General features: G+C 42.8%; 13 protein-coding genes. 6 read left to right on the top strand and 7 right to left on the bottom strand.

All coding sequences use genetic code 11. The features are described 5' to 3' along the window. Position 1 precedes the first annotated feature (1 nt). Both BLS65_RS03115 and BLS65_RS03110 read right to left on the bottom strand, forming a co-directional pair. On the bottom strand, positions 2-424 hold the full coding sequence (locus BLS65_RS03115; protein WP_092435719.1) for a hypothetical protein: 423 nt from the start codon (positions 422-424) through the stop codon (positions 2-4). A gap of 11 nt (positions 425-435) precedes the next feature. Further along, positions 436-1,350, bottom strand: a complete 915-nt coding sequence (locus tag BLS65_RS03110; RefSeq protein WP_092435716.1) for a hypothetical protein — start codon at positions 1,348-1,350, stop codon at positions 436-438. 362 nt (positions 1,351-1,712) lie between these two features. On the opposite strand from BLS65_RS03110, the gene BLS65_RS03105 reads away from it, so the two are divergent. Together BLS65_RS03105 and BLS65_RS03100 are read left to right on the top strand one after the other, a co-directional pair. Then, positions 1,713-3,860: a S9 family peptidase gene (locus tag BLS65_RS03105; protein ID WP_092435713.1), complete on the top strand. Its 2,148-nt coding sequence runs from the start codon at positions 1,713-1,715 to the stop codon at positions 3,858-3,860. 269 nt (positions 3,861-4,129) lie between these two features. After that, positions 4,130-5,464 carry an MATE family efflux transporter gene (locus tag BLS65_RS03100; protein WP_092435710.1) on the top strand — a complete coding sequence of 445 codons (1,335 nt, stop codon included), beginning with the start codon at positions 4,130-4,132 and terminating at the stop codon, positions 5,462-5,464. Between the two features lie 355 nt (positions 5,465-5,819). Here the strand turns inward: BLS65_RS03100 and BLS65_RS03095 are convergent, their stop codons facing one another. The 3 genes from BLS65_RS03095 to BLS65_RS03085 form a co-directional block, all read right to left on the bottom strand. Further along, positions 5,820-6,011 (bottom strand): hypothetical protein, encoded by a 192-nt coding sequence (locus BLS65_RS03095; RefSeq protein ID WP_092435707.1) that lies wholly within the window; start codon positions 6,009-6,011, stop codon positions 5,820-5,822. Between the two features lie 269 nt (positions 6,012-6,280). After that, positions 6,281-7,213 carry an SMI1/KNR4 family protein gene (locus BLS65_RS03090; protein WP_092435704.1) on the bottom strand — a complete coding sequence of 311 codons (933 nt, stop codon included), beginning with the start codon at positions 7,211-7,213 and terminating at the stop codon, positions 6,281-6,283. A gap of 226 nt (positions 7,214-7,439) precedes the next feature. After that, positions 7,440-8,159 (bottom strand): DUF6261 family protein, encoded by a 720-nt coding sequence (locus BLS65_RS03085; RefSeq protein WP_092435701.1) that lies wholly within the window; start codon positions 8,157-8,159, stop codon positions 7,440-7,442. Positions 8,160-8,283: 124 nt separating this feature from the next. Here BLS65_RS03085 and BLS65_RS03080 point away from each other — a divergent pair, with 124 nt between their 5' ends. After that, positions 8,284-8,703 carry a hypothetical protein gene (locus BLS65_RS03080; RefSeq protein ID WP_125869751.1) on the top strand — a complete coding sequence of 140 codons (420 nt, stop codon included), beginning with the start codon at positions 8,284-8,286 and terminating at the stop codon, positions 8,701-8,703. Between the two features lie 408 nt (positions 8,704-9,111). On the opposite strand, the gene BLS65_RS03075 is transcribed toward BLS65_RS03080, so the two are convergent. Next, positions 9,112-9,633 (bottom strand): hypothetical protein, encoded by a 522-nt coding sequence (locus tag BLS65_RS03075; RefSeq protein ID WP_092435690.1) that lies wholly within the window; start codon positions 9,631-9,633, stop codon positions 9,112-9,114. Between the two features lie 432 nt (positions 9,634-10,065). On the opposite strand from BLS65_RS03075, the gene BLS65_RS03065 reads away from it, so the two are divergent. From BLS65_RS03065 to BLS65_RS03055, 3 genes are all read left to right on the top strand, one after another. Further along, positions 10,066-11,481, top strand: coding sequence for an SDR family oxidoreductase (locus BLS65_RS03065; protein ID WP_092435684.1), 1,416 nt, complete (start codon positions 10,066-10,068; stop codon positions 11,479-11,481). A 147-nt stretch (positions 11,482-11,628) separates the two neighbouring features. After that, positions 11,629-12,498, top strand: coding sequence for a YkgJ family cysteine cluster protein (locus tag BLS65_RS03060; protein ID WP_244500656.1), 870 nt, complete (start codon positions 11,629-11,631; stop codon positions 12,496-12,498). 175 nt (positions 12,499-12,673) lie between these two features. Beyond that, the gene (locus BLS65_RS03055) at positions 12,674-13,318 is read left to right on the top strand and encodes a DUF4395 domain-containing protein (protein ID WP_092435681.1); all 645 of its coding nucleotides are present in this window, start codon (positions 12,674-12,676) and stop codon (positions 13,316-13,318) included. Positions 13,319-13,385: 67 nt separating this feature from the next. Here BLS65_RS03055 and BLS65_RS03050 read toward each other — a convergent pair whose 3' ends face one another. Further along, the gene (locus BLS65_RS03050) at positions 13,386-15,164 is read right to left on the bottom strand and encodes an aminopeptidase P family protein (RefSeq protein ID WP_092435678.1); all 1,779 of its coding nucleotides are present in this window, start codon (positions 15,162-15,164) and stop codon (positions 13,386-13,388) included. Positions 15,165-15,225 lie beyond the last annotated feature (61 nt).

Raw genomic sequence — 15,225 nt, 5'->3', positions numbered from 1 at the left:
TTTACTTCGTTTGATACCCTATTAGAAGCATTACATATCCGGGTTGAAAACTTTTCGATTCCAACTTTAGCCGAATAATACAGCTTACGGTCGATTTAAACTTAAAATTCCAATATGGTGAATTATCGTATGCGGAATTGGTGAAAAGAAGATTCTTCTCGGTGTCGTACACGCTGAATACCAAATCGCCTTTTTTTGCATTGGTGCAGGCAACAATGCGGTAAACATTATCACCGTAGAATGTTGTTCTAAATTCTACCGATTGGTCTGGCTTTAGCGGGGAAAAGTATTGTTGTCCGTCGGAAATAAATTCGGGTGGAAAGTAGAGCGAGCATATATTCTGAAGCTGCTCTAGCTGCGAAAAGGCCTTGAACGTAACTCCGAGAGTAAATGCAAGCGAGATGATTATAATTTTCTTTACCATAATTTGCTCGTTTATTGTACTGCCTTGTTTCGGATGGCGGCCAATTTTTTGGTGATTACCTCCATGTGGTATTCGCTAAGCACAACCTGTGATTCGCTATTTATAGTAATTAACTTGTTGCTGGGATCTACTTTTGGTGGTTTATAGTAGTAGTTGAAAATGATTCCATCAAATTCATATGCCAAATCAACCAAATCATCAACCAATAAGGAATACTCGGGCGAAATGTAATAGTGCGGACTTAAAATATCTATGAGATTATCTAAGGGGTATTTTTGTTCGCCAATTCGGTTGATGATTTCGCGGTTTTTCGTTTCGGTAGCTACTTGTGTGAGCAGATAAAGACTCTCCACCCATCCTCCTGCAAGAACTAGGGCGCTTATTTCGCCACGATCGTCCCGCTTCAGAAACATGTCCGCATTCCGGTAAGTGTAGCTGGTTAGGTAAAGTAGGGAGTCTTGGTTTCCAATGTTTTTCTCAATATTCTTGAAGAATTTATCGTCAAAGTAAGAGGATATACCCAACTCGTCGGACAATCGTTTTACCGCAGCAAAGTAAGTAATACACTCCTGCGATTTATCATAGATGTTGAAGTAGCTAAGGTCTGTTCCGTACACGCCTAGATTAAACCCCTTCTTGTAATTCGAGTTATAGCTGGAGACGCGCGAAGCCAAATTGGGCAGTTCGGAATTATAGGGAAGTGAGTTGCTTTTAATAATGGCACTGGCTTGATAGGGCGATGGCAGTGCAAACAGAGTATTGTCGTATTTAAGGATGAGCGAGGAACTATCGATGCTTAAATCCTCTGCGGACTTTTTGTTGGTCGGATTTTCGCCACCACAGGAAGCTAAAAGAAGTATAAACAGCACACCCGCAATAGCGTAGAATAAAGGCTGCTGTTTTTTGGTATATAAAGTCAAATCCATTAATCGGATATTTTTAACACATTACAATGCAAGTAAGTAAAAATAATAATCTTTTCAAAGGCTGTTTTGCTGAAATTCAGCTGCTTTGAAATGGTTTCATCTCCTTACATTAACCTATGATTGTACAAAAGTAGGAAAAGTCTAGGATTTTAGGGCCTTTCACGGTTTTTAATTGCACTAATTCGTACCTCCGATAATCCTTGCCCTAATGGATAAGTGCTTCGCTTTTTTTGACTCGAGTGCCTTGTATCGCGCAATTCGTTGCTTGCCGAACCTCTTAATTTTTATTGTAGTGTGAAACCTTTTTGTGGTTTCTGTATCTAAGGCGAAAGCATTACTTTTGATCAAAACCTATTTACCCCATGAGAAGAATTCTATACATTGTTGCGTGCTTATCCTTTGCTACTGCGGCTAGCGGTCAGAATAAGCTATTTACCATTGATGAAGCGGTGGTGGGAACACGACAGAGCCTTGCGCCCCAAAACCTTTCGGCTATTCAATGGAAGGGCGAAACCTCCACGTTTTCCTTTAACCGGAAGGACTCTGTGTTTGTTCAGACAGTTAACGATAGCAAGCCATCGCTGCTGTTTACCCTGGCCAACCTTAACGGATGGGTAAAACAAGCTAACGTAAATGTGCTGAAAAGAATGCCCTCCTTTCAATGGGTGAGTTCGGTGTCGATCATGTTCAGTAGTGGCAATGAAACCATATTTGTGAATGTAGCCGATAAAAAGGTGGAAAGAATACTGAGCGCGGAGGAGGATGCCGAGAACATCGATTTCCGCCCCGACAATAAGGCTTTGGCATATACGGTAAAGAACAACCTTTACGTTAAAGCAGAGGGTGCCGAGCGCATGGTAGTAACCTCCGATCAAAACCAGAATATCATTAACGGACAGAGCGTACACCGCAATGAATTTGGTATTTCTAAGGGCACTTTTTGGTCGCCCAATGGGAATATGCTGGCCTTTTACCGTATGGACCAAACGATGGTTACCGATTATCCATTGGTGGATATTACCCAGCGTATTGCTAAGGTTACTCCCATTAAATACCCCATGGCAGGAATGACTAGCCATCAGGTTACGGTGGGTGTCTTTAATCCTAAAACTGGATCAACCGTATTTCTGAAAACGGGAGAGCCATTGGATCACTATTTAACAAACGTATCCTGGACTCCCGACGAAAAATTCATTTTGATTGCGGAGCTAAACCGTGGTCAGAATCACATGAGCCTAAATCAGTATAATGCCACTACGGGTGATTTTGTTAAGACCCTATTTGAGGAGAAGAATGCTCGCTATGTGGAGCCTTCTAATCCTGCAATCTTTTTTCCTAACGAGCCAAATACATTTGTTTGGCAGAGCCAGCGCGATGGGTTCAATCACCTATACAAGTATGATTTGAGCGGTAAGTTATTCGGTCAAATAACTAAGGGCAATTGGATGGTTACAAACTTTATCGGATTTACTTCCGACGCTAAGGATGTGCTATTCACTTCCACCATCGATAGCCCTCTGGAAGTAAACCTATGTAAGGTAAATCTCAAGACTAAGAAGTTGTTACGACTTACTAAGGAAGAGGGAACCCACCAGCCAATTGTAAATTTTGTCAGCGGACTCTTTATCGATAGGTATAGCAGTATTACGGTTCCAAACCGAATTTGTATCACCGATTTTTCGGGAGAGCAGCGGCAGGAACTCTTGGTTTCCGTAAATCCTCTTATGGATTACCGTATGCCCGAAATGAAGATCTTCACTATTAAGGCGGCAGACGATTCTACCAATCTATACTGCCGCATGATTAAGCCTATCGACTTTGACTCGACAAAGAAATACCCTGTGGTTGTTTATGTTTACGGTGGACCTCATGCGCAATTGGTTACCAACCGATGGCTTGGAGGAACAGGCCTGTGGGACTACCATATGGCTCAAAAGGGCTACATCATGTTTACTGTAGATAATCGCGGATCGTCCAATCGTGGCTTCGATTTCGAAAGTATTATTCACCGCAACCTTGGCGCCAACGAGCTTGCCGATCAGATGCGCGGGATTCAATACCTCTTTAAGCTGCCTTACGTTGATACTGCTCGAGTTGGGGTACACGGCTGGAGCTTCGGAGGGTTTATGACCACCCAAATGATGCTTAAGGAGAATAAGATATTTAAGGTTGGCGTTGCCGGCGGACCGGTAATAGACTGGAGCCTTTACGAGGTGATGTATGGCGAACGCTACATGGATACTCCGGAGGAAAACCCCGAAGGCTACAAGAATGCAAACATGCTGAACTATGTTGAGAACCTGACTGGTAAATTGATGTTGATCCATGGCGATATCGATAATACTGTTGTATGGCAGAATAGCCTTGAGTTTATACACGAGTGTGTGGGAAAAAGGGTAATGGTCGACTATTTTGTGTATCCCCAGCACGAGCATAATGTGCGCGGAACGGATCGTATCCATTTAATGCGCAAGGTTACCGACTATTTTGATACTTATCTTAAGAAATAGGGAGTTAGACGGAAGTTAGACGGAAGTTTGAGGAGTCAAAGAATTAAAAGAATAGGATGAAGTTATACGAAGTTAAAGGAAATAGCCTCATACTTGTCTCTGTGATCCTCTGTGGTTAAAAAAGAAGTTAAACGGGAGTTAAACGGATTGTAGACGGAAGTTATAAGGAAGAAAATATACCCCGAGCGTTCCAACTCTCGGGGTTTATTTTTTCCGTGGGGTATAATTCTGCGGATAATTGCCGAAATTTGCAGCAGATATTAAGATTGATGAACTCAGAAACAGGATATAGGCGTATTTGGCAAATTGCGGTTCCAATTATCATTGGTAGCGTTGCTCAGAACTTGCTCAACGTTATCGATACCATATTTCTGGGACAGCTGGGAGAAGTTGCTCTTGGTGCCGGAGCCATTGGTGGCTTGCTGCACTTGGCCGCAGTTATGGTTGCCTACGGTTTTACCATTGGTACTCAAATAGTGGTGGCTCGAAGGTTTGGCCAAAAGAAGTATGGCAGCATTGGCATTACACTTACCCACTCGTTTTACTTTCTCACGGTTCTGGTGCTTCTTCTATTTTGGATTTTATGGCAAATGGCCCCAACCATTTTGGGTGCCATGATCCACTCTCCGCGAATAATGGAAGCCTCCATCGAGTTTTTGTCTTGGCGCAAGTGGGGATTGTTCTTTGTGACCATAAGCTTAATTTTTCAAGCGTTTTATATTGGAATTGGCAAAACGCGCATCATTTCCGTTGCCAACTCCTTGGCGGTGGTTACCAATATTGTGCTGGACTACGGCCTCATCTTTGGAAATTTAGGTTTGCCAAAGATGGGAATTCCCGGTGCTGCGCTGGCTTCGGTAATAGCGGAGCTGGTTGGGTGTTTGTTTTACGTTATCTATACCATGATTACGGTAGATAGCGTTAAATACAACCTGTTTGCATTTACCCGATACAGCTCTAACTTCTTTAAGCCACTGTTGCGGATTTCGCTGCCCACCATGTTTCAGAATCTGCTATCGTTTAGCAGCTGGCTGCTCTTTTTCCTCTTTGTGGAGGGAATGGGCGAGCGGGTTCTTGCCGCGTCCAATATTGTGCGCAGCTTATATGTGCTGCTGCTTATCCCGGTGTGGGGTATTGCCTCGGCAACGAGCAGCCTTACCAGCTTTTTGATTGGACGAGGGCGCAAAGAGGAGGTTATGGGGCTGGTGTGGAGGGCTGAAGTTCTTTCGCTACTATCGGTGCTGGTGGTTTTGCTCATTACCGGATTCTTTGCCCGCGATTTGCTTTCGCTCTACTCAAAGGATATTTCGCTTATTGAGTATACCCTTCCGGTTCTTTTCGTTGTGGCTATTGCCGGGCCTGTTCTTTCCATCGGATTTATTGCCTTTAATGCTGTTGCCGGAACAGGTAAAACCAACGTTACCTTTATTCTCGAAACTGCCGATTTGGGACTATACGTGTTGCTCGGATATCTATTTGCGTCCGTGTTTCACCTCTCTATTTCGGCTGTGTGGACGGTGGAGATCTTCTATGGGCTATTTATGGCTATGGCTGCCTTGCTCTATCTGAGGTTTGGAAATTGGCGCAATGCCGCACACTTTTAGGCGATATTTATTGCCTTTTGGACTTTGCTTCTAACCTATTTCTTACATTAACTTGTTGTTGGGCTGCTGTTCGGTGCTGGATGTGCAAACCCATGCCGAATTGTTTGCTGTGGCTTTAGTTTAGAATGCGGATATGGTTCCGTTTTATATGCAAGGTGGTGTTATGTGGTAAGTCCGTTGGTGTGTGAGAGGTTTTCCCCGTCAGCTTAGCTGGCGGAACTGGATACTCGATTGAGTGTTCGTGCATTTATATTTTGTCTAATTGCTATACAAGAATCATAAATGTCTATACAATCATTGCTTTTGAAATCATCGTTTAAGCGGTAGTATTGCTGAATTTGGTAGAGTAGAACAATTATTCAGTCATCTTCCTTTTCTTAAAAATCAACGGATAAAGCAATGCTATTCCAACACCAAACAAAATTCCGGAGAAAAAATCGATTAATTCCTTATCCAATTTTGTGTTGGAATCAGCTACCAATACTTTTATTATAACTGTCGATACAATCAGAAGAACTGATATTAAAATAGTTTTACCTTTTGTCATAATGTTATTTTGCCTTATTTGAAATATTTAAATAGCAACGAAAGCGTTTTTTTACATGCCACTCAACTCGTTTATAAACCTAACAACGTTGAGTTTATATTTTCAAAAATAGCATTATTTCTTTATAGTTCCTCATCCTTCCGCTGCTCTGGCGGGAATATATTTTACGACTCTGCCATAAAAAAAAACCGCAAGTCAGGATTTGCGGGGAGCGGAGTTATTTTTCCTGTGGGCTTAGCTGGCGGGGTGAACTACTCGATTGGGCACTGTTATTTTCCATTATTAATCATATCCTTTAAAATCTCGTGAAAATGTAATTCCTTTTTAAAATCAACTGATTCATCAACAATTTTTGAAATAATCAAATCGAAAAAGTCTGTGATACTATTTGAAAGCACAAACATATCTTCTTCGTCTCTACCGAAAATTATCACTTGACCATTAATCCCATTAGTATCTGGGTCTAAGTCAATACCAATATAATTTCCACCATGGTCAGAGAATACAGGAATCCATTTGGGATTAAAATACATTTTCTTAATAGCTCCGACAGGGGTTGAAGTAAATGGAATTTCCTCATTAAAATTATAATCTGTCCTTTTAACTTCATATTTCTGTTCAGAGTACATAACGAACTCAAGTTCATCCCAATTATAGGAGTCCTTTTCTAATTCATGTAATTCTTTAACTAATGGAGATAATTTCTTATAATCATCAAAATTAATATCAATTGTTTCTCTACCTTTTCCTTCAGCCTTTTCAGATTTATATAAATATGGCCCACCATACGAACCTAAACCACAAGAAAACTCAATTTTATACCAGCTTTTCTTAAATAATCCTTTTTTTGGAGCTTTTGCAAAATAAAAATCTACAATCTTATTAAGTAATCCCTTAGATTTTTCAGGGTTATTAAGCTTTCTTTCAGCTGGTTTTACTAAAGATAATCCAAATTCAATCTGCTTAATCACTTCATTGATTGGCATGAATCTATGACCAAGAAAACAACTTCGCTCATCACCTGATTCTCCATTATTAGCAAGATAAAAATCAGATAGTTCAGCCGGCAATTTATCATCAATCAGTTTCTCTATTTCAGCTAATTGATTTTCATTCACACCGTCATTAAGAGGGTTTATTTTCCAATCAAATTTCTCGGATTGCAAATCAATTATTTTCTTTAGTTTATCTGTATTGGTCATATGGTTCCAGTGTCTCGTTTAATAGTGCCCAACTCGTTTATAAACCCAGTTTTGTTGGGTTTATCCACCCAAATATGGGTGGATAAACCTAGCTTTTGTGAAGGTTTATATTTCAAAGGTAGAATATTATCTCAAATATCATCAATCGGCAATTCAATCTTTTTTAGTCTTTTCCCCATAAAAAAACTCCCCGCAAGTCAGGATTTGCGGGGAGCGGTGAGAGGAATTATTTTTCCTCGTCGGGTTTGGGGCGGCTGTTGGGGCGCGAGTTGCGGAGTACTTCTTGAATGCGCTCCTCGATGCGCATGCCTAGGTCGTGCCAGAATGGGGCAGCGGTGGTAATCTCCATAGCCTCCACATATTTTATAAACCCTCGGATGGCAGCCTCCAGGTCGCCGCGCTCCTTGGTGGCCGAGTCTATTTCGGCTTTCTGGGCCTTATCGTCGGAGCGGGTGCCGTAAATGGTTTCAAACTCGTTCTGAGTGCCCTCTACGGCATCGATCCACGGTTGGAGATTTATGCGCACTATCTCTGCCGGCGTTAGGTTGGCACGCAGGTTGGTAAGTATCTTTTGAATCTCCTTCGACTCTTCGGAGTGCGGAAGCGCCACGATATGGCTGGGCGTGCCCACTGCTCGGGCAATGGTCAAGGCCTTTCGGCCTACCTCCGATATGAGGGGGTCGGGATGGTTGGCTTGCCCCTTCAGGTGACTAAATAAGCCCCTTACTGCCTTGTCGCGCAGTCCATCGAGCTTCACCACATTTTCGGTGTACATATTCATCGGCATGAGGTTGAAGCTCGTATCGAAGCTTTTGTTCCGGGCCTGTAAGTTAGTAAAGTAGCTGCTTTGGATTACCTCCTGGTTGTTGGTTCCAAGCACCACATCCTCGATGCGCTCGCCTGTTGTGCCTATGGCGGAGTTTGGTAAATGTGATAAGTTTGGCATTTCTTACATTTTTAAGTTACTACTATATTTATAATCCAACTTGGCTATGTGCTCCTGACTAGCCTCGTTTGGCAACAAAATGCGGTGATAGGTGATTCGAAACGCGCGTGTAAAGCTGTAGTGGATGTACCGAGCATGCTCGGCAGGGCAAAATGAAACCGTTTCATGGTACCGGCATGCTCGGTACGGCAAAATGAAATCATTTCATGGTACCGAGCATGCTCGGTACGGCAAAGTGAATTCATTTCATGGTACCGAGCATGCTCGGTACGGCAAAGTGAAATCATTTCATGGTACCGAGCATGCTCGGCAGGGCAAAGTGAATTCATTTCATGGTACCGAGCATGCTCGGTACGGCAAAGTGAAATCGTTTTATGGTACCGAGCATGCTCGGTACGGCAAAGTGAAATCATTTTATGGTACCGAGCATGCTCGGTACGGCAAAGTGAAATCGTTTCATGGTACCGAGCATGCTCGGTACGGCAAAGTGAAATCGTTTTATAGTACCGAGCATAGTCGGCAGCTAAAAATAGGTTGGCGGTGAACCACCGGCAGAGGTCGTTTTGGTTCCGATGCAAGGGGCGGTAGGGCTGGAAAATGGCGGGCGCGGGAAGCGAAAAAGAGTGCGGGAGTCTACCGAAAATAGCTCCAAAACACTGCCTCGCCTTGTGTAATCCAACTTTCATTGGTGTACTAATTAAATAGCCACATGAAAGTTACGGATATTTTATAATACGAAACAATAGGCTGTGCTCTTTTTTTTTGTGGGCAATGCTCTACTAATTATTCTGGCAGTAGAATGCAACTGTCTGTAGCGAACAATTGCAGGCATATATCGCGCCCTGTAATCGGAGCAAACCTTTTTTGTTTGTTGGGAGCGAGGGGCAGGAGTTACTTTTTCGTGTGGGCTAAGCTGGGGGGCTACCCGATTGGCACACTGTATTTTTCTCGCTCAACCCTCTCCTCTAATATACAAAGCATAATCGGGTTTAATCAATTTCATTGCTTTTATTAACCTTGAAACTTGGTCTATTTGAGATGGAATTGCTTTTTCAATAGAGATACCATCTCTTTCTTTGTAATATCTTGTTAATTCTATTTCTTCAATTAGAATATTATCAAGTTTTTCATTTAATTCTATTGCAGATTTGTAATTTATAAAAATTGCACATTCCTCTCTTTCATTATGTTTTTCAGAAACCTCTTTAAACAATGATTTATCAATATTTATTTTTTTATATTCCCTCAAGAATTCCACTAAATCACTAATCACCAAAAAACCCTTGTTGTCAAAAGTATCAATTAACACGGAGTTCTCATTTAAATATTCCTCGAAGTTGTCAATGTATTCAATCGACTTTTTTAAACCGAAAAGACTTTTTTTAATAATTTCTTTAGGTTCAATCGCCTGCATTAAGGCCGGTATTTTTTTCTCTTCGATAAAACGTAATTCTGCAGTAATGTTAAGTTCCATAATATTTAAGTTATGTTAGTTTATTGGTCATGCTGTGTGCCAACTCGTTTATAATCCAAGTTTTGTCTAGCGTAATATTCTGGCATACTAAACCAAGCTTTTGTTTGGGTTTCTATGTCAAAGGTAGAATGTTTTTTCACATATCGTCAACCGGCAATCTTATCTTTTCCTACCTTCCACTGCTCCGGCGGGAATTTATTCTAACACTCTTCGAAAAAAAAACGCCCCGCAAGTCTGGATTTGCGGGGAGTGCTACTTGCTTTTCGAACTATTATCCCAGCCATCTGCATCATCATCTTGTCGTATGGGTTCCATCCGATGTGCAATTCCAAAGATTTGTTTACCTTGGTTTCGGCAAAGGGAAGGATATGGGTGCTGCCAACCTGCCTTGCCCTCGCCGCAAAACTTGGTGTGTAATTCAAAAACAGAGATATGAGAATCCTACTAACAGGCGCAACGGGATATATTGGGAAACGACTTTTACCCATCCTTATAGAGAGAGGGCATAACGTGATTTGCTGTGTGCGGGATGCAAAAAGAATTGGTTTACCCCAATCGGTTATCGACAGGATTGAGATTGTGGAAGCCGATTTTCTTAATGAAGATACGCTGCATGCTATCCCAACGGAAATTGATGTGGCTTATTACCTAATTCATTCCATGTCATCGTCCAAATCGTTTAAACATTTGGAGGAAGTCTGTGCCACAAATTTCAAAAATACCATCAACAAAACCAATGTTAAGCAAGTTATATTCCTGAGTGGGATTGTAAATGAAACCAATTTGTCCGAACATTTAAGTTCCCGCAAAATGGTGGAATTGGAATTGAAAAGCGATTCGTACCACCTTACCACCTTACGTGCAGGAATAATTATTGGTTCGGGAAGTGCTTCGTTCGAAATAATGAGGGATTTGGTCGAAAAGTTGCCTGTAATGATTACTCCCAAATGGTTAAATACAAAATGTCAACCCATCGGAATTGGGGATGTTATTCGAATTCTTGAATTGTGTTTGGGGAATGAAAAGACCTTCAATAAAGATTTTGATATCGGAGGGCCCGATATTCTTTCGTATAAAGAAATGTTGCTTGGATACGCACGCGTGCGTGGTTTGCGAAGGCATATTTTTGTTGTTCCTGTAATGACACCCAAATTGTCGTCGTACTGGTTGTATTTCATTACCTCAACCAGCTATATGCTGGCTTCGGCATTGGTTGATAGCATGAAAATAGAAGTTATTTGTCGAAACTCCGAGATAAATACACTTCTTGGTATAGCGCCCATCCCTTACGAGCAGGCGCTACGAAAAACACTATCGGTGATTGACGACAATCAAATTATATCGAGCTGGAAAGATTCATTTTCGAGCAGTAACATCTCTTTTAAAATATCCGATTTTATAACGGTCCCTACTCATGGATGTTTTAAAGATATACGCACGGCAACCATAACCGACCGTGAAGAGTGCGTTCGGAAAATCTGGCAGATAGGTGGCGATAATGGTTGGTATTTTGCAAATTCGTTGTGGCGTTTAAGAGGATTTATGGATCGAATGATTGGAGGCGTTGGTTTACGGCGCGGTAGGACAGATCCAACCTTTATCGATGCAGGCGATGCAATTGATTTTTGGCGCGTTCTTTATGCCAACAAATCCGAAGGTCGTTTACTCTTATTTGCCGAAATGAAAGTGCCGGGCGAAGCGTGGCTCGAATTCTCTATTAAAGGCAATACACTGTATCAAACAGCCACGTTCCGCCCCAAAGGGGCCTCGGGCATATTGTATTGGTATCTTTTGTATCCTATCCATTACTTCATTTTCAGGGGAATGACTCGGAAAATAGGTAAGTAAAGCAACGTTAACCGTAAAGCCGCGTTGAGAGCTGCGGGTTACGCTGTCGTATTTATTACATTTTTCCATATTGATGAATTTAACTGTAACTATTGCCGTTCTAGCCGTAACCTAGACTGTGAATAGATTTTTATTAAAAACAGAGCAATGATGGTTACAACCAAACTCAGTATACACGATAAATTGCCGCTTACCTGCTCGCGAACAGGAACCTGTTGTCATGGGAAACTTGTGCTACTCAATCCATGGGAGTTGGTGTGTTTTGCCAAGGAGAAAAAAGTTACTCCAAGGGAGTTTCGGGATCGTTACTGTGAGTTTGGCGGAATTCGTTTACGGTTCGATGGAGCACTCGGGTGGAAGAATCAGCCCGCGTGCAGCCAATATGTCGAGAACTTTGGATGTAGCGTACATGTGGGCCGTCCATTGGCTTGTCGGCTATATCCGCTGGGTCGTCAAATACAAAGTGAGGTGGTTCACTATATGTATCAAGGCGACGAATTTCCTTGTTTGGAGGGATGCCCCGAGGTTTTAACTTTACCTTATTTGACGGTTGGCGAATATCTTGGTGGACAGATAACCGAAATGTTCGAAAAGGCTCAGGATGCATATTTAAACCTAATGCAAGATTTAGCCGACATAGCATTCGTTCTTCTTCTTGAAACTGGCTTGACCGAATCGGGCGATAAGCATACATTGCCGCAATGGAGAGTAATGGGCAGCGAACTTCCAGAAGCATTGGCAGAAAGAATAGGGCCCGACTGGCTGGATTGTTTGATGCTTCCTTCGATTCTGGATGATATAGACGATCCCATTTCCTTTGCTCGGAAACATAATGAATTGCTCCAACTAAAAGCACAAGAACAATTTGGAGCCCTGCAAAACAATCAAGAGATACATGAAGCGTCGGTATTAATAATGGGTGTAGCATTGCATCTTGCTCGTGGTATTGGGGCCAATCCAGCAATTCTTGCCGAACATTGGATTGATACGGCAAAGAAACATGGAGCCATGGAATAGCATCTTAACTTGTAAGAGATGGGAGAATGGATGCGATTAATAGTTCTGGTTCAATGTGTTTTAACTTGTTGCTAAATTAAGGTTTCAATCCCTAATTAGTTAATCGAAGGTTGTGGGAACAAAAGGTGCAACGGTGTGTTTCTGTAATCATAAAACTAAATAAAATCGATGTGCAATGAAAAGACAATTTGGCGAAACCGTTGTAGGATATAATATTCCGGTATTGAATGAACGCGAAATCAGAGCCGCGTCGGGTATTCTTTACTTTTTCACGTTTCTATCGCTTATGCTTATTCTGTTTAAGGGCGATTTCTTGATGATAAAGTATGTGATCACAATCTTCATGGTGGACTTTCTGATTCGGGTGTTTATCAATCCGATGTATGCCCCAACGCTTATAATTGGCCGATGGATTGTGAGCAGGCAAACTCCCGAGTATGTTGGTGCAGCCCAAAAGAAGTTTGCATGGATTATTGGTGTAGTCCTTTCTGCCACTATGTTTGTGTTGATGGTTTTACTAAACTCCTACAGCCCTATTTCAGGTATCATCTGCCTAATCTGTTTGATATTTCTCTTCTTTGAATCTGTCTTCGGAATTTGTTTGGGCTGCCTGTTCTACAATATGATATACAAGGATAAGGCGCAGCACTGTCCGGGCGAGATTTGCAAAACAAAGGACAAGCACGAAATTCAGAAGATTAAGATTATACACATACTATTCGTGCTGGGTATGGTAGGTTTTGTAGTTCTAATGGCCTTCCTGTTCCACGACTTTTTCAGCATTAAGCCACACGATCTGTTTGGGCTTGCAGTACATTAATGCTGCTGCTTTAATCGCCGATATTAATCTAAAAGAGCCGCTCCATTTGGAGCGGCTCTTTTCTTTGTTAGATGGCTTTCGTTTTCTTCTCGAGCCAATCCTTAAGTTCGGGCACCAGCCTTGGGGCGAGGGTGTCGAATACCCGCTGGTGGTAGCCGTTGAGCCACTCAACCTCTTCGGTAGAGAGTAGGGCTTTGTTTACTGGTTTAAGATCGATGGGGCAGAGGGTAAGCGTTTCCCATTTGTTAAAGGTTCCAAACTCAGTGGTTCCGGCGGGCACGCAGGCAATAAGATTTTCGATGCGAATGCCATACATGCCGGAGCGATAGAGCCCTGGTTCGTCGCTGCAAACCATGCCGGGTTGGATCGTTACGGAGTTTTCTTCCATGCGGATGCTTTGAGGTCCTTCGTGCACATTGAGGAAGAATCCTACACCGTGTCCCGTTCCGTGTCCGTAGTTTCGCTGCTGGGCAAGGAGCGGCTGGCGTGCAAGCATATCGAGATTTGATCCTCGGGTGTTGGGCGTAAACACTGCACGTGCAAGTCCAATCATTCCCTTTAATACTAGAGTGTAGTCCTCCTTCTCCTGCTCGGTGGGGGCTGCGAGGTGTATCGTTCGGGTAATATCGGTAGTGCCACTTTGGTACTGGCCGCCGCTATCTATTAGTAGGAACGATTTGGGGTGTATCTCCGAGGCGGTTTCGGGAGTTGCAGAGTAGTGCACAATGGCCCCATGCTCGGCATATCCAACAATGGAGCCAAAACTCTCGCCCACAAAGTAGGGTTGCCGTGAGCGACAATTGCGCAGCTTCTCCTCAACGGTAATCTCTGTAATGGTTTCTTTGCCTACCGTTTGTTCAATCCATTGTAGCACTTCTACCATGGCCACGCCATCGTTAATCATTGCGTTGCGAATGCCTTCCAGCTCTATTTCTGTTTTGCATGCCTTGGCTAGCGCAATGGGCGACGACTGCCATACAATCTTGCAGCTGCTTGGGATGGTGTTTGCTAGCGCAAAGTTAGTCTTAGCAGGATCCACCAGAATGCGTTCCTTCTTTTTGAAATCCTTTACAAAATCGATTATCTCATCGTAATCGAAAATCTCAATCGCGTGGTTGTTGAGCATGCGCATTACGGTGGGCGATACCTTTGCCGAGTCGATAAATAGTGCTACACGATTGGTAAACACAATGGCGTAGGCATAGAATACCGGGTTGTAGGCTACATCCGATCCGCGGAGGTTAAAGAGCCAAGCAATCTCGTCGAGTGCAGTAATAATGTAGGATGTTGCCTTTGCCTCTTCCATCTTTGCTCGGATGGTTGTTAGCTTTACAATCATCGTTTCCCCTGCAATCTCTTCGGGGTGAATGATTATTGGCTCCTTGGGGAGACGTGGTCGGGTTTCCCATCCCTTGCTGCCGATCCCTTGAGTGTGAGCAATGGTAATCTTCTTTTCATAAAGTTTATCTTCCAACCCAATAAGCTGGTTGTAGGAGAAGAGCCGGGTGTCGACACCAACGATCGATTTTTTGTTGAGCTGCTCCAACAACCAATCTTCCGATGTAGGTACGCCGGGAGTTCCCATCTTAAAGAGTCTAATTCCGGTGCCTTCCAGCTCTCTTTCTGCTTGAAGAAAGTAACGAGAGTCGGTCCAGAGCCCAGCATCAGTCTCGGTGACTACTACCGTTCCTGCCGAACCAGTAAAGCCTGAAAGCCAGGCCCTAGTTCGCCAATGTTCGGCTACGTATTCGCTTAGATGCGGATCGCCCGATGGAATGATGGCGGCGGATATTCCTCGCTTTTCCATCTCCTTTCTAAGCTGTTTAAGTTTCAATGTCTTTTCCATATCGTTGAGTTTCGTATAAATTTGTTGTTAGGAATAGTAAGTCAGACTTACGGAACGCTAT

The sequence above is a fragment of the Williamwhitmania taraxaci genome, assembly GCF_900096565.1.
Lineage (GTDB): Bacteria > Bacteroidota > Bacteroidia > Bacteroidales > Williamwhitmaniaceae > Williamwhitmania > Williamwhitmania taraxaci.
Note: the sequence above shows the minus strand (reverse complement) of the source record. Positions and strands in the feature narration are given on the sequence as shown.

Excerpts from the sequence above, each read along its gene's own strand:
- BLS65_RS03085 (WP_092435701.1), bottom strand. The coding sequence starts at position 8,159 with ATGCCAAACTTATCACATTTACCAAACTCCGCCATAGGCACAACAGGC.
- BLS65_RS03095 (WP_092435707.1), bottom strand. The coding sequence starts at position 6,011 with ATGACAAAAGGTAAAACTATTTTAATATCAGTTCTTCTGATTGTATCG.
- BLS65_RS03090 (WP_092435704.1), bottom strand. The coding sequence starts at position 7,213 with ATGACCAATACAGATAAACTAAAGAAAATAATTGATTTGCAATCCGAG.
- BLS65_RS03080 (WP_125869751.1), top strand. The coding sequence starts at position 8,284 with ATGTACCGAGCATGCTCGGCAGGGCAAAATGAAACCGTTTCATGGTAC.
- BLS65_RS03060 (WP_244500656.1), top strand. The coding sequence starts at position 11,629 with ATGATGGTTACAACCAAACTCAGTATACACGATAAATTGCCGCTTACC.
- BLS65_RS03100 (WP_092435710.1), top strand. The coding sequence starts at position 4,130 with ATGAACTCAGAAACAGGATATAGGCGTATTTGGCAAATTGCGGTTCCA.
- BLS65_RS03115 (WP_092435719.1), bottom strand. The coding sequence starts at position 424 with ATGGTAAAGAAAATTATAATCATCTCGCTTGCATTTACTCTCGGAGTT.
- BLS65_RS03105 (WP_092435713.1), top strand. The coding sequence starts at position 1,713 with ATGAGAAGAATTCTATACATTGTTGCGTGCTTATCCTTTGCTACTGCG.
- BLS65_RS03065 (WP_092435684.1), top strand. The coding sequence starts at position 10,066 with ATGAGAATCCTACTAACAGGCGCAACGGGATATATTGGGAAACGACTT.
- BLS65_RS03055 (WP_092435681.1), top strand. The coding sequence starts at position 12,674 with ATGAAAAGACAATTTGGCGAAACCGTTGTAGGATATAATATTCCGGTA.
- BLS65_RS03050 (WP_092435678.1), bottom strand. The coding sequence starts at position 15,164 with ATGGAAAAGACATTGAAACTTAAACAGCTTAGAAAGGAGATGGAAAAG.
- BLS65_RS03075 (WP_092435690.1), bottom strand. The coding sequence starts at position 9,633 with ATGGAACTTAACATTACTGCAGAATTACGTTTTATCGAAGAGAAAAAA.
- BLS65_RS03110 (WP_092435716.1), bottom strand. The coding sequence starts at position 1,350 with ATGGATTTGACTTTATATACCAAAAAACAGCAGCCTTTATTCTACGCT.